This is a genomic window from Undibacterium sp. Di26W (assembly GCF_049340265.1).
Lineage (GTDB): Bacteria > Pseudomonadota > Gammaproteobacteria > Burkholderiales > Burkholderiaceae_D > Undibacterium.
In genome coordinates this window covers 87,979-106,297 of sequence record NZ_JBMPOR010000020.1, presented here as the reverse complement: position 1 = coordinate 106,297, position 18,319 = coordinate 87,979, and the positions used below count along the sequence as shown (strand labels likewise).

Here is an 18,319-nt window from a genome sequence, read left to right as displayed (position 1 = left end):
GACCTCAGTTATTACATAAGCCTGGGGGATGATGGCACCCAGAACCATACCGACAAAGTTTGCAATGCATATGTCTCGCGACTTGCCGGGGCTACGGGGGCGAATCATTGGGTTTTGATACAAATTAAGCCAAAACAATGACTACTACTTTGTAGCCTGGCACGTTGTCGAATGTGATTGATGGTTATGGTCTGGCCATTATTATCTATCTCGCACTGCGACTGTAAAAATCTTATATCACGCGTCAATATGCGCGTCATCAATAAATGATTGTCAATTTGCAATATTTTGCAGTTTTGTGCCTATGGTGTCTCGTTACGCGATTCGGATGGTGAGTTTCTTAGGGCCTGTTAGTTTGGGGGAAATATAGTGAAGATGAACTATTGGCGTAGTATCCTGGCGTTCTTGGAATTTTCGGATCATCGCGATTCAGAATAAGATCAAACGAAGTAGGGGCAAGAAATCTGGAGCATGCCTTATCGGTGCTCACCAAAAAAATCCGTAAGGAACTTCATTTCATTGTGTACAAAAAAATGAAATTTCAAGACTAATGGTTGGCTATCTCTCTAGGGACGATTTCAGCTAAATGAATGGTATGTGATGCTTCTGCCATTTTTAAGTCAAATGCGGTTTGAAGATTTAGCCATGTATGCGCATCGCCGCCAAAATATCTAGCCAGGCGCATGGCGGTATCTACAGTTATTCCACGCTCTTGTTTGACGATTTCATTGATACGCCCTGGCGTTACGTTTAACTTCAATGCGAGTGCGTGCGGAGACATATCTAACGGGAGCAAGTATTCCTCCAGTAATATCTCGCCTGGATGAATTGGTCGCATTCTGTTTTTAAATGTAGACATAATGAAACTCCTAATGGTAATTAACAATTTCGACTTGCGTTGGACCTTGGTTGGTCCAGATAAAACAAATTCGAAATTGGTCATTAATTCTGATACTGTGTTGCCCCAAACGATCGCCACGTAATGCTTCCAGCCTGTTGCCGGGTGGTGACCTTAGAGCGTCAAGAGTGACAGCACTATCCATGATTTGTAACTTCCGTTCGGCAACAGACTGAAAAGATACAAATCTAGATACACGAAACCCCTCGAAAAGTTTTTGTGTTTCGCCACATTTAAATGATTGTATTGTCATGCTGTTTATCGATAAGCGATAAATTCAGTATAAATCTTAATCAAATTTGATCAAGAGTTTTCTGCAGAATTTTTCGTGCTATGGCCTGTCCATCATTGACTGTCACACCTCACTATTTCCCTTCAGGTTAGTCTGGTGCTCCTTAGGTTTGATATCGCCACGATTTACGTCACTGTGTTCTACCAAAAGCGCCATCAGGGGCTTTAACTATCCCAGGCCCAGCTCTGGCGGGTGGCATATTTCCTTTGCAGTCACTGTGGCAGATACGGATACTGGAAAGACTTTTTCATGATGTTGCAACGGTGGCACGACATGTTGGCTGCAGGTCGATCATCTCTATGAAGAGGATGTCCCGTCCAGGTTGCCAGGCTTTTGTCAGAATCAATATAACTTGAACCAATTAGAGCCTGAAATTCGAAATCAAAGTACATTTTTTTGGGGGAAGCGCGTACGACCTCAATCCACTCTTCGATCGAAATGTCTAATCCCTGATCCATCCAACTTTCACGGCGAGTAATGTTAACGTCGGCGCCCATTGGTTCTATTAATTGATTGATTCTTAGATTTCGACAACAAAAAAAGCGACCTAAGTCGCCTTTCGATTCTGTCAGGCTTTACAACTGACTACGGTTCCGGCCAGCAGGAAATTACTGTTTGCTGGTCCGGATTGTCGCTACCTGTGCTGTCAATTCGTCTGCTTCCTTGAATCTTTCCATTGCCCGGTATAGCGTTGCAAGGCTATTCAAAGTACCTGCAGTATTTGGGTGGTTCGGACCGAAAGTTTTTTCTTGTATCGCCAGAGCGCGCTTGAATAGTGGCTCTGCTTGTACATATCTCCTCTGGAGAAGATAGAGCTCGGCAAGACCTTGCAACGGTTCTGTCAACAAGATATGGCTTGGACCAAATACTTTTTCCTGAATCGCCAATGCCCGAAAAAAAAGCGGCTCTGCATTGGTATACTTAAGTTGCCTGGTATAGACTTTTGCCAAGTTGTAGAGGGATGTGGCTACTTCGGGATGATCTGGGCCAAAGATCTTCTCGTTGAGTTCCAACCCACGTTTGACGAAGGGTTCGGCCTGTGCATATTCGCTGCTGAAGTAGTAAAGTCCGCCAAGGTTATTGACACTGTTGGCCAGGTCTTGAATTTGCGGGTTTACAGCCTTCTCACGGATTGCCAGCGCGCGCTTCATGAGAGGGGCTGCCAAATTAATCTCGCCCCGGTTGAGATACAATACGCCGAGATTGTTAAGGCTTTGTGCAACATCTGGATCGTCTGGTTTAAGAGTCTTCTCCCTGATCGCCAATGCGCGCTTCAGGAGGGGGGCTGCCAGGTTAGTATCGCCCTGATTGAGATACAAGATGCCGAGATTGCCAAGGCTTTGTGCAACATCTGGATCGTCTGGTTTAAGAGCCTTCTCTCTGATTGCCAAGGCGCGCTTCCAAAGTGACATTGCCTTGGGGTAATTTGCCTGTACCTGATACAGAGCACCAAGATTGTTGAGAATATTGGCAACTTCTGTATCTTCCGGGCCCAGTTGTTTTTCCTTGATTTCCAGGGAGCGTATGAGTAGTGGTTCAACCAGGTCATACTGACCTAGCGCTTTGTAACTCATCGCGAGGTTATTGAGTGTTGTGGCCACTTCCAAGTGTTCAGGGCCAAGGGCTTTCTCCTGTATCGACAGCGCACGCTTGTCAAATTGCACCGCCTGAGCATATCTTGCTTGCTTTTCGTTGAGAGTCGCGAGGTTGTTGAGACTTCTGGCAACTTCCGCATGATTTGCCCCAAGCCATTTTTCCCTGATTGATAGCGCTCGGTTGTAGAGTGGTTCTGCCAGTTGATACTGGTCGGTGGAAATGTATAGAGTCGCTAAATTACGCATGTAGGTCGCCATGTTCAGCGGCACATCAGCTTGATTGGTATCAGGGATTTTTTCCAGGATGGTGATTGCGCGCTGGTAGAGTGGTGCTGCCTGTGCATACAGGCGCTGCTCGCGATAGCTTTCCGCCAGGGTATTCAAGCTGGCTGCTACCGCTGAATGCATAGTCCCCATGGTATTTTCACGAATAGCCAGTACACGTTTAAACAGTGGTACAGCCTGATCATACATTTTTTGGTTATTGTAGAGAGTGGCAAGCTTGCTCAAGATGTCGGCAACGCTGGGGGCGTCCTGGCCGAGTGTCTTTTCAAGATTGAGCAAGGCACGTTTGAATAGCGGCTCTGCCTGCTGACTCTGCTTCTGGTCGATTTTAAGCAATGCCATGTTGGTCAACAGGGTAGCCAGTTCAGGGCTTTCTATGCCATACAGCTTTTCGGCTATTGTCAAAGACCGGCTGAAGAGTACCTCTGCCTGTGCATACTGGCCTTGTCCCTGGTAGATTTGGGCGACAAGATTAAGGCTGATCACTACGGTTTCGCTTTCTGGATTGCCGGTTTTTTCGGCCAACCCCAGCGCCTGCTTAGCCAGCACCATTCCGCGTTCGTAATTTTGTTTATGATACAGATCATCGGCCTCCCGTATCAGGGTCTGCCATTCTTTTGGTTGTTCGACCCTTGCAAGCGCGATAGGAGAAAGCAAACTCGCCAATAATATGGCAGTGATACATGCGTTTACGCGTCTCATCTGGAGTCCAAGGTCGTGTCAAGTAATGTCAGTAGTGTAATTTAATAGGTCGACTATGGCGAAATTATGAATCACAAATAACCAAGCGAAGCGGCAATTTCGTGCTTGTGTACAACTCACCATCTGTAGGAGTAGCCGTAACGCTTGATTTTTTTGCAAATCCTGCAGGATTTATGCCCCAATCTCAGAGATCGCCTCTTTCTTAATAAACTGCCAAAAATGACTCTGCAGCCTTGCTGTAGGTGGGGTTTCTTAACCATCTCTTGATTGAAGCAAGTACTTTTGTAGGCTCGTTTTTAGAAAGAGGCCAAGTTTTCTGTGGGCTTAGGTGTTTTTTGTACTCGCTCAAGCTTTCAAGCTTCATCATATTTGTTGGTCAAAATAAAAAAGCCACCCAATAAATTGGATGGCTTTTCATATTCTGGTGGTGGGGGCGCCCATTGTGTCCAACACCGTCAGTATCGCAGTTGTGGAGCGCCGCAAACCGGTGCGGAAGATTGAGGGTTCGGCGGTTCGCGGGCGCTTTTCCCTCTCCGGGGAAGTGTTTTTTCACATTTTTTATGGCATTAACTGGACGTGGGTTCGATTCCCAAACCCGCAATCGAACCCGTGTCCGTCAATGCCCGTGCACGGCCTTCCATGCGGCGTACTCAGAGGGGCGCAGACCGTAGCGCGCCAGCACTCCTTCGTGCAGCCGCCTAAGTTCTTCGACGATAAGCGCCTGCACGTCGGGCTGCTCTTGCTCTGGAACACGCTTTGCCACGGATCGCTGAATGTTGGAGAGCGGATCAAGTTCCGGATGCGTGATGACCTCACGGATGGCCTGTTTGATGAAATCACGCCAAGCCAAGCGAAGAGGGTCTGGTTCCGCCAAGTCTTGCTTGATGGACAGATATTCCTGCGTCGAGCGTTCGTAGGCCCAGACGTAAAGGTCGCGCAGCAACTCCACTCGGGTCATTTCGTACACGCCGAGCGTGGCGCGGCTGTAGGCTTGCTCCGGTACGTCCAAAAATGTCAGCGGACACAAATTAGCGCGGAACAGCGGCAGATTTGCGGCCAATCGGGAGGTGCGTTTATTGATGTCGGCAAAGGGTTGTAGGTAGGGCAAGTGCACCATCATGAAGAAGGACTGTTCGAAAGGGTCACGAATCTGGTTGGCCTTGTTTAGCAGTGCGTCAAGCGCGTCTTCGATTTGCTGCGGCGTGGACAGTGGGCGATAGACGCTTCTTCCGATATCGACGGCGTGCTGACGAATGCGCCCCTCATCTGCAGGGTTGGGAAGCAAGTTTTCCGCCAGCGCACTGTGCAGGTTCATCAATGTGTAGCGGTTGAACTCGGCACTGTCGATGCCTTCGACCAGCAGTTCTATCGCCGTCTTATGGTTCAGAATCATTTGTGTTTCGATGGCGGCCTTGCCACGCGCGGCCTTGCCGTGTTCGATGAGTTCACGCGTGTCGAGCCGGGAGTAGGTGTTGCCTTCCAAGTGGCTCGATGCCCATGACAAATCGATCAGGAGCCGGTTCAGAATGGCGCGGCTGTATGTACCTGCAGGCTCATCAACGTCGGCGGTTCTGCCCATCTTGCGCAATTGTCGGCGCAGCGCCCCGGACAAATACCAGGTCTCGTTGGGGCGGTAGGCATTCAGAAAATCACGCTGGTAGCCCACGGGTTTGCGCGCTTCCGGTGGCTGGTCGATATAGGCAAGGATGTCCTGACTGTCAGCTGACAAGGGTATAAAGTGGGGAAAGCTATCGGCTCTGGCGATCAGTGTGGCGGTGCTAGTTTGGGTGTCGGCTCCAAAATAGCGGCGGGCTCTGCCTTCACCCAGTGCTGTGACTTGGCCAGCCTCAATCAGTTTTGCGATCAGGCGCTGTGCCGTTCGCCTGGCGATGTCAGGGTGTTGAGTCAGGAGTTCGGCCAGCGTCAATCCATTCCCAGATGCCTGAATGCTGTTCAGTAAGTTTGTAGTGGATGACATTGCAGTATTGGCGCCGTTTGAGATTTCTGTGGCACAATTATGGCGCAGTTTCTAGAACTGCGCCAGTTTCACTTGTGGAAATGGCGCAGTTTTGAGCAATCTGTGCCACTGAAGGTTGGGTTGGCTGCTGTCGGTTCGTGACAGCAACCAAGAGTACGCCCATTTACACTCAATCTGGCGCAGTTCAAAAAATTGCGCCAACCGTTATGCGGCGAATACGGTGGCTAATCGGATACGTTACACTTACCCACAGCCGGACCAGTAACGGACGGCAAACACAGAACATTATGTCTGATTTAGACAACAAAAAAGGCGACCTAAGTCGCCTTACAATGCTGTCATTCCAGTGCCAAAACAGCCCCAAATTAATGACAATCTTAAAACCTAAGTTCTTGATTTTAAAGGAAATTCTGGTGGAGTCGGCGGGAATCGAACCCGCGTCCAGAAGCACTCTACAGACAGTTCTACATACTTAGTGCTGCCATTTGATTTAATCCAGCCGACGCGGACGCACACGCTGCGGCAAGACGAGTTACCTATTATTTAATCGAGAGTCAAGTAACCCGGCTCAAGACGATTCCATATGAATGTCCTTACTGCTGTTGCCAGCCCACCCTATGGACGAAGTGGTGTAAGGTTAGCCGGTATTAAGCGGCTAATGCGTACGAGTTATCGTTTGCAGTTATATAGTTCAGATTGTATTTACGAGGTAGTCTGGCCTCGGTATGCCCTGCGCTGCTTTGCAACCCCTGTCGAAACCTGGTCGACCCCTAAGCATTGCTAGTATATCTCATATGTGGCTGTGGGCGTAAGATTCAAGAGCTGACGGCCTGTAAATGTTTGGCGCGTACCAGCTCCAACAATTCCAGCGGGCTGTCGATGATGGCGTCGGCTTTCCAGTGCTTGGGTTCGGTGGCACCGCAATAACCCCAGGCGGCGGCAATGCTGGTCATGCCGGCGGCTTCGGCGGCCTGGATGTCGCGCAGGTCATCGCCCACGTACCAGCAGTTTTCTGAACGGACACCCAGTTGCCTTGCAGCTTCCAGCAAGGGGGCAGGGTGGGGTTTGGAATGGGGGGTGGTGTCGCCGGAAACCACGCAGCGCGCCTCTTGCAAGTCCAGCAGCGGGATAATTGGCAGGGTAAAGCGCATCGCCTTGTTGGTGACGATGCCCCAGCTGACGCCCAATACATCCAGCCCCCTGAGCAAATCGGGTACCTGTTTGAACAGGGTGCTGTGCACCACCAGGGCGGCTTCATACTGGTTCAGGAATTCTTCACGCATGGCGATGAAATCAGGGTGTTCCGGGGTGATGTTGAACCCGGCACCCAGCAAACCCCTGGCACCAGCAGACGCATGTGGCCGCAGGCTTTGGTAGTGGGCTGGTGCCAACTGGCGCCTGGTACGCATGACGTTGATTGCGGCTGCCAGGTCGGGGGCTGTGTCTGCCAGGGTGCCGTCCAGGTCAAAAAGGATTGCTTGAGGTGTTTGCATATGAAAAAATCAAGATGGCACCCTGGGCTGGCGGCACAGGGTGCGCGGTTATTCAATTCACTCTGGACGTGTGCAGGCGACCAGGTAGTTGACGCTGGTGTCTGCGTTCAAAGAATAGATTTGGGTCAGGGGGTTATAACTCAAGCCCTTCATGGATTGTATTTGTAACCCGGCGTTACGGATGTCTTGCGACAATTCTGCCGGGGTGATGAATTTGGCATAGTCATGCGTACCCCTTGGTAACATTTGCAGCAGGTATTCTGCGCCGATGACGGCAAACAAATACGATTTGAAGTTGCGGTTCAGGGTGGAAAAGAATACATGGCCGCCCGGTTTGACCATCTTGGCGCAGGCTTTGATGATGGATGCCGGGTCGGGCACGTGTTCCAGCATTTCCATGCAGGTGACGATATCAAACTGCCCGACTTCTGCTTCGGCCATGTCTTCGGCGGCAATTTTTTGATAACACACACTGATGCCAGATTCCAGGCCATGCAGGTCGGCCACTTTCAGGGCCTTGTCGGACAGGTCTATGCCTGTGACATCGGCTCCCTTTTTTGCCATGGATTCTGCCAGGATGCCGCCGCCACAACCGACGTCGATGACGCGCTTGCCAGCCAGGGGTGCCAGCTGATTGATCCATTCCAGGCGCAGGGGATTGATTTCATGCAAGGGGCGGAACTCGGAAGTGGGGTCCCACCAGCGATGGGCCAGCTCACTAAATTTTTGGATTTCTGCGGGATCGGCGTTCAAAGTGGACATGGTGTTTACCTGGAAATGCCCGCATGGGCACAAACTGCAAAAACCGTATTGTAGGCTATTCAAGCCCTGGCCGCATGGGCTAAGCCTAGCAAAGCTAAATTACTGTCGGGGTAGAGGATAAGGGGCTTTATGTACCGCCAATAAACAAAAAACCCCGCAAATGCGGGGTTTTTGGCAGCAAAACGAGTTTTGCCTGGTGCTGAATTACTTCAGGTTGCGTGTACCAACAACTTCGATTTCTACACGACGGTTTTTGGCGCGGCCATCTGCAGTTTTGTTGTCTGCAACTGGTTGTTTTTCGCCTTTGCCTTCAGTGTACACACGGTTAGCTTCGATACCTTTGCTTACCAGGTAAGCTTTGACAGCTTCAGCGCGACGGATAGACAATTTTTGGTTGTATTCATCTGAGCCAACAGAGTCAGTATGACCAACAGCGATCACGACTTCCAGATTGATGGCTTTCAGTTTCGATGCCATGTCATCCAGTTTGACTTTCGCTTCTGGTTTCAGAACAGCTTTGTCGAAATCAAAGAAGGCGTCAGCAGCAAACGTTACTTTTTCAGAAGTAGGTGCTGGTGGTGGTGGTGGTGGTGTAACTGGAGCGACTACTGGAGGTGCAACCACTGGTGCTGGTGCTGCCGGTGGTACTGGTTGTACTAATGGTGCGTCGCAACCTGGAACCGCATCAGCCGGTGTCCAGTAGCCAGTGCGCCAGCACAGACCAAATGGATCACGAGCAATTACACCACGACCATCTTGCACATATGCGCTATAAGGTGTGTTGGCTTTGATATCTTGCTGTGCGGAAGCAGAAAAGGATGCAACTGCGGACGCTGCGATAACGAGCTTGACTAAATTTTTCATATTTCTCCTCTCGGGTGAGATTATTACCGCAGATGAACTGCGCGAATTACTGCATAAAACCAGATATTAACACGGCGATGATGACATTACTATTTCGTCAAACATCTTCACTGCCATAAATCAACATGCGTTCTATTTTGCCATAATCATCATTACTAAGACGAAAATTGTTAAATCGGCAAAGTTACAGTTAGTTAAATATGTCGTATTTTGACAACGAAATGCGTGCTTTGGCAAGCCAATACCAGTTTTGAAGCAAAAATGTTTGATTTCTGACCAGAAATTAGATGGGTTTCTCCACTGCAATTATTTGGCCAAACCACGTCCTTCGATGACTATGCGCCGGTTTGGTGCAAGACATTCTGTCAGTTTTGCTTTTGGCAATTTGTCATCGCAAGACTTGATTTGTTGGGTTTTGCCCATGCCCATGGTATCCATAGAGGCATTCAAGCCCTTGCTGCCAAGGTAGGCGACCACGACATCGGCATTCTTTTCAGATAATTTTTGGGTTTGCGCATGGCTGCCGATCAGGTCGGTATGGCCACTTACGACAATCAGGTCAACTTTGGTGCAGTTTGCCAGCTTGCCCATGACTTCATTATCGATGCGCTCTTTACCTTTGCCATTGAGTATAGGTAATTGTAGCGATTTCTTGTGTTCAAAAATTTCATCACTTTGCAAGGTGATAGCAAAGTCGCAACGCTTGGGTGGTGGGGCTGGTGCTGGTGGTGCTGGGGGCACAGGTGGCGCAGGTGGTATCACCGGCGCTGGAGGCGTTACTGCTGTAGTGGCTGAAGCGGCCGACGCGGGAGGTTCTGCGTTTTGTGCTGCTGATGCTGCAGCGGTGCTGGTTTCGGCAAGAACTGTTGAGACTGGCAGGGCGAATGCTGCGAGCACGCAAAGGGCTGTCAATTTTTTTAACATGGTGGTCTCCGTGGGGTGTTGATTATTTTGTCAGATGTTTTTTATTATGCATTTGATTAAATCATATAAATTTGTGTGGAGGCTGTCATTTGAATGACAGTCTTACCCGCTGACAGTCTGTCAGGTCAACATCTCCTGGTTGCAGGTTTAGCTGACTTAATTGCTATAAATGGAATTCAGTGGGGGAGGCATGTTAGAATCAAGAGTTAAACGTCAGACTTTGTGAAAGACGTTACCAATTAACCAAGCTCTAATTTGCCGGCCCGCCAATGGATCAATTCGCAAAAGAAACACTCCCGATTTCCCTTGAAGAAGAAATGCGCAAAAGCTATCTCGATTACGCGATGAGCGTGATCGTAGGTCGAGCTTTGCCGGATGTGCGTGATGGCTTAAAGCCTGTGCATCGTCGCGTCTTGTTCGCGATGCACGAAATGAACAATGTCTATAACCGCCCCTTCGTCAAATGCGCGCGCGTGGTCGGTGAAGTCATGGGTAAGTACCATCCCCATGGCGATGCCTCCATTTACGACACGCTGGTGCGTATGGCGCAGGATTTTTCCCTGCGTTATACCCTGGTCGACGGTCAGGGTAACTTCGGTTCTGTCGATGGCGATAATGCCGCGGCGATGCGTTATACCGAGTGCCGCCTGGACAAGATCGCCAATGAAATCCTGGCTGATATCGAAAAAGAAACAGTCGATTTCGTCCCCAACTATGACGGTAAGGAAAGAGAACCTTCAGTTCTGCCTACCCGTATCCCGAATCTGCTGATCAATGGCGCATCCGGTATTGCGGTGGGTATGGCGACGAATATCCCGCCACATAATATTACCGAGATCATCAACGGTGCCCTGCATGTCTTGCGCAATAGCGATTGCACGATCGATGAACTGATCGAGATCATCCCGGCGCCAGATTTCCCTACTGGCGGCATTATTTATGGTGTGTCCGGTGTGCGTGATGGTTATCGCACGGGCCGTGGTCGTGTGGTCATGCGCGCCAAGACTCACTTTGAAGAATTTGGCAAAGAAAATCGCACGGCACTGATCGTCGATGAGCTGCCTTACCAGGTCAATAAAAAATCCCTGCTGGAACGTATTGCTGAACTGGTGCGTGACAAAAAGCTCGATGGTATTTCTGATATCCGCGACGAATCCGATAAATCCGGTATGCGCGTAGTCATTGAGCTGAAACGTGGCGAAGTGCCGGATGTGGTACTGAATAATCTGTACAAACAGACGCAGTTGCAAGACACCTTTGGCATGAACATGGTGGCGCTGGTGAATGGCCAGCCTAAGTTGCTGAACCTGAAGGAAATGCTGTCCTGCTTCCTGTCGCACCGCCGTGAAGTGGTCACACGCCGCACCTTGTTTGAACTGCGCAAGGCGCGTGAACGTGGGCATGTGCTGGAAGGCTTGGCCGTTGCGCTGGCGAATATTGATGACTTTATTGCCATCATCCGTGCGGCACCGACACCACCGATTGCGAAACAGGAATTGATGACCCGCGCCTGGGATAGTTCCATGGTGCGCGAGATGCTGGTGCGTACTGCGGCTGACAATTCTGGTGGTATCGACGCTTTCCGACCAGAGAACTTGCCCAAGCATTACGGCATACAGCCTGATGGGCTGTATAAATTGTCTGACGACCAGGCGCAAGAAATCCTGCAAATGCGTTTGCAACGCCTGACCGGTCTGGAACAAGACAAGATCGTCAATGAATACAAAGACGTCATGGCGGAAATCGCCGATTTGCTGGACATCCTGTCCAAGCCAGAACGCGTCACCGTCATCATCACGGATGAACTGACCCTGGCCCGCAATGAATACGGCGAAGGCAATAAAGATGTGCGCCGTTCAGAAATCACCCATAACGCCACCGACCTGGGCACAGAAGACCTGATCACACCGCAAGACATGGTCGTGACCCTGTCGCATACCGGTTACATGAAGTCGCAACCATTGTCCGAATACCGTGCGCAAAAACGCGGTGGCCGTGGCAAGCAGGCGACAGCGACCAAGGATGATGACTGGATCGAACAATTATTCGTGGCCAATACCCATGACTATATCCTGTGCTTCAGCAACCGTGGCCGTATGTACTGGCTGAAGGTATGGGAAGTGCCACAAGGCTCGCGTACTTCACGCGGCAAACCTATCGTCAACATGTTCCCATTGCAGGACGGTGAAAAAATCACCGTTATCCTGCCTTTGTCCGGCGACAACCGCACTTTCCCTGAAGACCATTATGTCTTCATGTCCACCAGCCTGGGTACGGTCAAGAAAACACCTTTGACTGATTTCAGTAATCCACGTAAAGCCGGCATTATCGCGGTCGATCTGGATGAAGGCGATTTCCTCATCGGCGCAGCGCTGACCGATGGCAAGCATGATGTCATGCTGTTCTCTGATTCCGGCAAGGCAGTACGCTTTGATGAAAACGATGTCCGTCCTATGGGCCGTACCGCCCGTGGCGTACGTGGTATGAACCTGGATGAAGGTCAGCAAGTCATTGCACTGCTGGTGGCTGAAAACGAACAGCAATCCGTGTTGACGGCAACTGAAAATGGCTTTGGTAAGCGTACACCGATTACTGAATACACCCGTCATGGTCGTGGCACCAAGGGCATGATCGCGATTCAGACATCTGAACGCAATGGCAAGGTGGTAGCGGCAACACTGGTAGAAACCACCGATGAAATCATGCTGATTACTACCGGCGGTGTCCTGATCCGTACCCGTGTTTCTGAAATCCGTGAAATGGGCCGCGCAACACAGGGCGTAACCCTGATTGCCGTTGAAGACGGAACCAAACTGTCTGGCCTGCAACGTATCGTTGAAACGGATGCCGATGTGGACGCAGCGTTGGAGGCAGGTGATGCCGGTGCCAGTGATGCAGAAGGCAGCGCACCAGAAGCCGATGCAGCGGAGTAATGCATAAATAAGATGACGAAGATGACGACGATCTACAATTTCTCTGCAGGTCCGGCAGTTTTGCCGAAAGAGGTATTGCAGCAAGCCGCTGCCGAAATGCTTGACTGGCATGGCAGTGGCATGTCCGTCATGGAAATGAGCCATCGCGGACCTGAATTCATGTCCATCCTCGCCGCTGCGCAAAGTGATTTGCGTGAGCTGCTGGCGGTGCCGGACAATTATAAAATCCTGTTCCTGCAAGGTGGTGGCCTGGGCGAAAACGCCATCGTTCCCATGAATCTGATGGGACGCAAGCCACAACCGGCAACGGCAGATTTCATCCATACCGGTTCTTGGACGAGCAAGTCCATCAAGGAAGCAAAAAAATATGGCAATGTGCATATTGCGGCTTCTGGTGAAGCCAGCCGCTATACCGCTGTGCCTGCGCGTGACAGCTGGAAGCTGACACCAGATGCTGCCTATGTGCATCTGTGCACCAACGAAACCATCGATGGCGTTGAATACCAGTTTGCGCCGGATATCGCTGCAGAAACCGGTGATGCACCGATCGTTGCCGACATGTCTTCACATATATTGTCGCGTGTGATCGATGTATCGAAATACGGCGTCATCTTTGGTGGTGCGCAAAAGAATATCGGCCCGGCGGGTTTGACTATCGTCATCGTGCGTGAAGATTTGCTTGGCCATGCCTTGCCAATCTGCCCATCGGCCTTTGACTGGAAAATTGTTGCTGACAATGATTCCATGTACAACACGCCGCCTACCTATGCGATTTACATTGCTGGCCTGGTGTTCCAGTGGCTGAAAAAACAGGGTGGTGTGGCAGCGATGGAGCAAAGGAATATCGCCAAGTCCAGCTTGTTGTATGAATACCTGGATTCCACTGCCTTCTATGAAAATCGCGTGGAGAAAAGCAGCCGTTCCCGCATGAATGTGCCGTTTTTCTTGAAAGATGAAAGCCTGAACGCGGCATTTCTGGCAGAAGCCAAGGCCAGCGGCTTGCTGCAATTGAAAGGCCATAAATCAGTAGGCGGCATGCGTGCCTCGATTTATAACGCCATGCCTATTGAAGGCGTACAGGCATTGATCGGCTTTATGCAGGAATTTGCCCGCAAGCATTCCTGAGCAAGCTTGCATTACAATCATTATTATTCACGTTATTAGTCACGTTATTATTCACGTCATATACGCTCCAGTCAGCCCTTTCTGAGCATGGCACAACACCATCACCTGGAAACCGTGGCGCTGACAAACCGGATCAAAAGCCCGGCGAGTAGCAAAGTATGATCGCATGGCACAGTAGAACACTGCTAACCATGCCCGCACCTTATCAAACACGGTTTTTAGGTACAGTATGAGCGACAATAAATTACTCCCGTTGCGCATCAAGATCGATGCCATCGATGCACAAATCCTGGATTTGCTGAACCAGCGCGCCCGTGTGGCCGAAGAAGTCGGCCACGTCAAAGCTGAAACCAATGCCCCGGTGTTTCGCCCTGAACGTGAAGCGCAAGTCTTGCGTGGCGTGGCGGAACGCAATCCCGGCCCCTTGCTTAGCGACGATATACAACTGATCTTCCGCGAAATCATGTCTGCTTGCCGTGCGCTGGAACGTCGCGTAGTCGTGGCTTTCCTGGGGCCTGTCGGCACTTTCAGTGAACAGGCTGTCTACAAACAATTTGGCCATGCGATACAGGCTTTGCCTTGCGTCTCGATTGATGAAGTTTTTCGCGCGACAGAAGCCGGCACCGCTGATTTTGGTGTCGTGCCTATCGAAAATTCATCGGAAGGGGCGATCAACCGTACCCTAGATCTGCTCTTGCAAACCAGCCTGGCCATCAGTGGTGAACTGGCGATACCAGTCCAGCACAGCCTGATGACCAAGTCTGGCAATATGGAAGGCATTAGCCGCATCTGCGCCCATTCGCAGGCACTGGCGCAGTGTCAGGCCTGGTTGAACCAGCATTACCCGCATGTGGAAAGACACGCAGTTGCTTCCAATGCAGAAGCGGCACGCATGGCCAGCGGTGATTTTACCGTTGCCGCCATTGCCAGCGAAATTGCCGGTCACCAGTACAACCTGGGCATTGTCTCTGCGCATATCCAGGACGATCCGCATAACCGTACCCGTTTTGCTGTCATTGGCCGCCTGCAGACCACGCCCAGCGGCAAAGACCAGACTTCCATCGTGCTGGCTACACCAAACAAAGCCGGTGCTGTCTACAACCTGCTGGCACCGCTGGAAAAACACGGCGTCTCCATGACCCGCTTTGAGTCACGTCCTGCACGTACCGGCAATTGGGAATATTATTTCTATGTCGACGTAGAAGGCCATGTCATGGATGGCAAGGTGGCCGCCGCCATGGCCGAGCTGAATGACAAGGCAGCCTTCTTCAAGGTGCTGGGCTCTTACCCTTGCACCTTGTGAGATCGTGATGCAAAAAGCTTTTCAACGCATCGCCATTTTTGGTGTAGGTTTGATCGGTGGTTCGTTTGCCCTGGCCTTGAAAAAGGCGGGGGCAGTGGAGCATATAGTCGGCGTAGGGCGCAGCCAGGCTTCGCTGGAAAAAGCGCAGCAACTGGGTATCATTGATGACATTGCGGCCAATGCTGAACAGGCATTGCGCAATTGTGACCTGGTCTTGATTGCCGCACCGGTAGCACAAACCGGCGCGATATTGACTGCGATTTACCCGCACCTGCAAGCGGGCACCATAGTGACGGACGCTGGCAGCACCAAGGCCGACGTCGTGGCAGCCGCACGCGCCAGCCTGGGTGAAAAGATTGCGCAATTTGTACCGGCCCACCCCATTGCCGGGCGTGAGTTGAACGGGCCAGAAGCTGCACTGGTGGATTTGTATGTCGGTAAAAAAGCCGTCATCACCCGTCTGCCAGAAAACACGGATGCCGATGTGGCAAGAGTAGCCTGGGCCTGGCAGCAGTGCGGTGCCATCATCCATCATCTGGAGCCTGCGGCGCATGATGCCGTGTTTGCCGCCGTCAGTCATTTGCCGCATTTGCTGGCCTATGCACTGGTGGATGATATTGCCCGCAAGCCGCATGCCGATACCTTGTTCCAGTATGCGGCCAGTGGTTTCAGGGACTTTACCCGCATCGCCGGTTCATCGCCGGAAATGTGGCGCGACATCAGCCTGGCGAACCGTGCCGCGATGTTGCAGGAACTGGATTCTTATACCGCCAGACTGTCCATCCTGCGCCAGCACCTGGTGGAAGCAGACAGTGCCGGTATCGAAGGAATTTACGCCAATGCCCAGCGTGCGCGGCATAACTGGATAAGTGCCATCGAGGCAGCCGAGAAACAGCAACGTGAAGGTGGGGATTGATCACGCTATTGGCGTTTCTTTAACCCACGCTAACCCACGCTAACCCACGCTAAACCATGCTAACCCACGCTAAACCATGCTTGAAGCGTGAGCCTTCAAGCTTCAACGTTCAGATCAGAATTGAAAACAAAACCATGACACAAGCAAGCAAACATTATCCGAACCACATCGATCTGCAACCTGTCATGCAGGTGCAGGGCACAGTCAAATTGCCGGGTTCAAAAAGCATTTCCAACCGTACGCTGTTGCTGGCGGCACTGGCCGAAGGCAAGACCCAGATACTGGAGTTGCTGGCATCGGATGACACCCTGGTCATGCTGAACGCGCTGAACCAGCTCGGCGTGCATTGGGAGCAGGATGGTGATACGCAAAATTACACGGTGCAGGGCGTCAAAGGGCAGTTCCCCAGGCATCAGGCTGATTTATTCATGGGCAACGCCGGTACTGCCATACGTCCGCTGGTCGGCGCTTTGGCGGTCTTGGGTGGCGATTACACCATCCATGGCGTGCACCGTATGCACGAACGCCCGATTGGTGACCTGGTCGATGCGCTGAACCATGCCGGTGCGCAAATTGAATATACCGGCAACCCGGGTTACCCGCCTTTGCACATACGCCGTGGCCATATCCATGCCCAGCGCCTACAGGTCAAGGGTAATGTCTCCAGCCAGTTTTTGACGGCACTGCTGATGGCCGCACCGCTGATGGCGCGTGAACATGATGTGACGATAGAAGTCGTCGGCGAGCTGATTTCCAAGCCTTATATAGAAATCACCTTGAACCTCATGCAAAAATTTGGTGTGACGGTAGAGCGTGATGGCTGGCAGGCTTTTACAGTAAAGATGGGCCAGCACTATGTGTCGCCTGGCGTCATCCATGTGGAAGGCGATGCATCCTCTGCATCTTATTTCCTGGCTGCGGGTGCGATTGCGGGCGGACCCATCCGGGTTGAAGGTGTCGGCAAGGCAAGCATACAGGGCGACGTACGCTTTGCCGAAGCACTGGAAAAAATGGGCGCGACCATCACCCGTGGCGATAACTGGATAGAAGCCAGTTCAAACGGCGGCTTGCAAGCCATCGACATGGACTTTAACCATATCCCCGATGCCGCCATGACGATTGCCGTGGCTGCCTTGTACGCCAATGGCACCACGACCTTGCGCAATATCGCCAGCTGGCGCGTCAAGGAAACGGACCGCCTGTCCGCCATGGCAACCGAATTACGCAAGCTGGGCGCAACAGTGGAAGAGGGGGCTGATTATATGAAGGTCACGCCACCAGCACAGATTTTGCCGGCGACGATAGATACCTATGACGATCATCGCATGGCAATGTGTTTCTCTTTGGCAAGTTTGGATGGTCATGCCCGCCGTGGTGCTACTATGCGCATCAACGATCCAAAATGCGTGGCAAAGACCTTCCCTGATTATTTCGAGGTGTTTGCCAAGATTAATCACAAAGATTTATTTTAATTTGTTTGATCTTGTTTGATTTTGTTTTATAAGGCTTTTTTGCATTTATGACTACGCGTAGTCCTGTTATCACTATTGATGGTCCCACCGCCTCGGGCAAGGGCACGGTGGCGCACAGGGTGGCCAAACACCTGGGGTTTCATTACCTTGATTCCGGTGCCCTGTACCGCCTGACCGCTTTAATGGCTGACCGTCAGGGCATCGCCCTGGATGATGAAGCTGCCATTGCTTTAATGGCAAGAACTTTGCCCTGCCGCTTCGTGCACGGCCATGTTTTTCTGGAAGATGATGATGTCACCGATGCCGTCAGGGCAGAAGAAGTCGGCGTCGCCGCCTCGCGTATTGCGGTTTTACCAGCAGTGCGTCAGGCCCTGGTTGATTTGCAGGTGGCTTTTCGCTATACACCCGGCCTGGTGGCGGATGGACGCGATATGGGAACCGTCATCTTCCCTGATGCCAGCTTGAAAGTTTTCTTGACAGCAAGTGCTGAGGCGCGCGCAAGCCGTCGATATAAGCAATTGATTGAAAAGGGAATTTCTGCTAATATGGAAAACTTGGTAAAAGATTTGATGGAACGTGATGCAAGGGATAGTGCCCGTGCAACAGCGCCACTCAAGCCTGCGCCAGACGCGATCATCCTGGATACTTCTGAATTAACTGCTGAAGAAGCGGTCAATAAAGTGCTGGTCTGGTATGCGCAAGCACAGAAAAGCATAGTTTCTTAATCCTCCCGCTCAATGTGTTGCAATAAGTGCCTTTGATAACGCAAGGTTGTCA

14 protein-coding genes and 1 other RNA gene are annotated in these 18,319 nt (G+C 51.2%); 6 read left to right on the top strand and 9 right to left on the bottom strand.

The features are described from left to right. Positions 1-547: 547 nt before the first annotated feature. The 9 genes from ACO0LM_RS20895 to ACO0LM_RS20855 form a co-directional block, all read right to left on the bottom strand. Positions 548-859 (bottom strand): HigA family addiction module antitoxin, encoded by a 312-nt coding sequence (locus ACO0LM_RS20895; RefSeq protein WP_422985650.1) that lies wholly within the window; start codon positions 857-859, stop codon positions 548-550. Positions 860-869: 10 nt separating this feature from the next. After that, complete coding sequence (locus ACO0LM_RS20890; RefSeq protein ID WP_423039554.1) at positions 870-1,151, bottom strand: type II toxin-antitoxin system RelE/ParE family toxin; 282 nt, start codon at positions 1,149-1,151, stop codon at positions 870-872. Positions 1,152-1,798: 647 nt separating this feature from the next. Beyond that, complete coding sequence (locus tag ACO0LM_RS20885; RefSeq protein ID WP_423039552.1) at positions 1,799-3,772, bottom strand: tetratricopeptide repeat protein; 1,974 nt, start codon at positions 3,770-3,772, stop codon at positions 1,799-1,801. Between the two features lie 616 nt (positions 3,773-4,388). Further along, the gene (locus tag ACO0LM_RS20880; protein WP_423039550.1) at positions 4,389-5,750 is read right to left on the bottom strand and encodes a Fic family protein; all 1,362 of its coding nucleotides are present in this window, start codon (positions 5,748-5,750) and stop codon (positions 4,389-4,391) included. Positions 5,751-6,161: 411 nt separating this feature from the next. Further along, positions 6,162-6,521: a transfer-messenger RNA gene (gene ssrA, locus ACO0LM_RS20875) on the bottom strand. A 44-nt stretch (positions 6,522-6,565) separates the two neighbouring features. Continuing rightward, on the bottom strand, positions 6,566-7,243 hold the full coding sequence (locus ACO0LM_RS20870; protein ID WP_423039548.1) for an HAD family hydrolase: 678 nt from the start codon (positions 7,241-7,243) through the stop codon (positions 6,566-6,568). Positions 7,244-7,300: 57 nt separating this feature from the next. After that, positions 7,301-8,005: a bifunctional 2-polyprenyl-6-hydroxyphenol methylase/3-demethylubiquinol 3-O-methyltransferase UbiG gene (gene ubiG / locus ACO0LM_RS20865; protein WP_423039546.1), complete on the bottom strand. Its 705-nt coding sequence runs from the start codon at positions 8,003-8,005 to the stop codon at positions 7,301-7,303. Positions 8,006-8,209: 204 nt separating this feature from the next. Continuing rightward, positions 8,210-8,869 carry an outer membrane protein OmpA gene (ompA, locus tag ACO0LM_RS20860; RefSeq protein WP_423039544.1) on the bottom strand — a complete coding sequence of 220 codons (660 nt, stop codon included), beginning with the start codon at positions 8,867-8,869 and terminating at the stop codon, positions 8,210-8,212. A 306-nt stretch (positions 8,870-9,175) separates the two neighbouring features. Continuing rightward, the gene (locus tag ACO0LM_RS20855; protein WP_423039542.1) at positions 9,176-9,793 is read right to left on the bottom strand and encodes an OmpA family protein; all 618 of its coding nucleotides are present in this window, start codon (positions 9,791-9,793) and stop codon (positions 9,176-9,178) included. 269 nt (positions 9,794-10,062) lie between these two features. Here ACO0LM_RS20855 and gyrA point away from each other — a divergent pair, with 269 nt between their 5' ends. The 6 genes from gyrA (at position 10,063) to cmk (ending at position 18,267) form a co-directional block, all read left to right on the top strand. Then, entirely contained in the window at positions 10,063-12,726 is a 2,664-nt protein-coding gene (gene gyrA / locus ACO0LM_RS20850; protein ID WP_422985676.1) for a DNA gyrase subunit A, read from the top strand. A 21-nt stretch (positions 12,727-12,747) separates the two neighbouring features. Beyond that, a complete protein-coding gene (gene serC / locus ACO0LM_RS20845) occupies positions 12,748-13,851 on the top strand; it encodes a 3-phosphoserine/phosphohydroxythreonine transaminase (RefSeq protein WP_423039540.1) in 1,104 nt (367 codons plus the stop codon). Positions 13,852-14,080: 229 nt separating this feature from the next. After that, on the top strand, positions 14,081-15,154 hold the full coding sequence (gene pheA, locus ACO0LM_RS20840; RefSeq protein WP_422985680.1) for a prephenate dehydratase: 1,074 nt from the start codon (positions 14,081-14,083) through the stop codon (positions 15,152-15,154). A 7-nt stretch (positions 15,155-15,161) separates the two neighbouring features. Further along, positions 15,162-16,070 (top strand): prephenate dehydrogenase, encoded by a 909-nt coding sequence (locus ACO0LM_RS20835; RefSeq protein WP_423039538.1) that lies wholly within the window; start codon positions 15,162-15,164, stop codon positions 16,068-16,070. Positions 16,071-16,204: 134 nt separating this feature from the next. Continuing rightward, complete coding sequence (gene aroA / locus ACO0LM_RS20830) at positions 16,205-17,542, top strand: 3-phosphoshikimate 1-carboxyvinyltransferase (protein WP_423039536.1); 1,338 nt, start codon at positions 16,205-16,207, stop codon at positions 17,540-17,542. A gap of 47 nt (positions 17,543-17,589) precedes the next feature. Next, positions 17,590-18,267 carry a (d)CMP kinase gene (gene cmk, locus ACO0LM_RS20825; protein WP_423039534.1) on the top strand — a complete coding sequence of 226 codons (678 nt, stop codon included), beginning with the start codon at positions 17,590-17,592 and terminating at the stop codon, positions 18,265-18,267. The last annotated feature ends 52 nt before the right edge of the window (positions 18,268-18,319 follow it).

What these genes read in the sequence shown, in the direction of transcription:
- ACO0LM_RS20895 (WP_422985650.1), bottom strand. Translation starts at nt 859, where the DNA reads ATGTCTACATTTAAAAACAGAATGCGACCAATTCATCCAGGCGAGATA.
- ACO0LM_RS20890 (WP_423039554.1), bottom strand. Translation starts at nt 1,151, where the DNA reads ATGACAATACAATCATTTAAATGTGGCGAAACACAAAAACTTTTCGAG.
- ACO0LM_RS20885 (WP_423039552.1), bottom strand. Translation starts at nt 3,772, where the DNA reads ATGAGACGCGTAAACGCATGTATCACTGCCATATTATTGGCGAGTTTG.
- ACO0LM_RS20880 (WP_423039550.1), bottom strand. Translation starts at nt 5,750, where the DNA reads ATGTCATCCACTACAAACTTACTGAACAGCATTCAGGCATCTGGGAAT.
- ACO0LM_RS20870 (WP_423039548.1), bottom strand. Translation starts at nt 7,243, where the DNA reads ATGCAAACACCTCAAGCAATCCTTTTTGACCTGGACGGCACCCTGGCA.
- ubiG (WP_423039546.1), bottom strand. Translation starts at nt 8,005, where the DNA reads ATGTCCACTTTGAACGCCGATCCCGCAGAAATCCAAAAATTTAGTGAG.
- ompA (WP_423039544.1), bottom strand. Translation starts at nt 8,869, where the DNA reads ATGAAAAATTTAGTCAAGCTCGTTATCGCAGCGTCCGCAGTTGCATCC.
- ACO0LM_RS20855 (WP_423039542.1), bottom strand. Translation starts at nt 9,793, where the DNA reads ATGTTAAAAAAATTGACAGCCCTTTGCGTGCTCGCAGCATTCGCCCTG.
- gyrA (WP_422985676.1), top strand. Translation starts at nt 10,063, where the DNA reads ATGGATCAATTCGCAAAAGAAACACTCCCGATTTCCCTTGAAGAAGAA.
- serC (WP_423039540.1), top strand. Translation starts at nt 12,748, where the DNA reads ATGACGACGATCTACAATTTCTCTGCAGGTCCGGCAGTTTTGCCGAAA.
- pheA (WP_422985680.1), top strand. Translation starts at nt 14,081, where the DNA reads ATGAGCGACAATAAATTACTCCCGTTGCGCATCAAGATCGATGCCATC.
- ACO0LM_RS20835 (WP_423039538.1), top strand. Translation starts at nt 15,162, where the DNA reads ATGCAAAAAGCTTTTCAACGCATCGCCATTTTTGGTGTAGGTTTGATC.
- aroA (WP_423039536.1), top strand. Translation starts at nt 16,205, where the DNA reads ATGACACAAGCAAGCAAACATTATCCGAACCACATCGATCTGCAACCT.
- cmk (WP_423039534.1), top strand. Translation starts at nt 17,590, where the DNA reads ATGACTACGCGTAGTCCTGTTATCACTATTGATGGTCCCACCGCCTCG.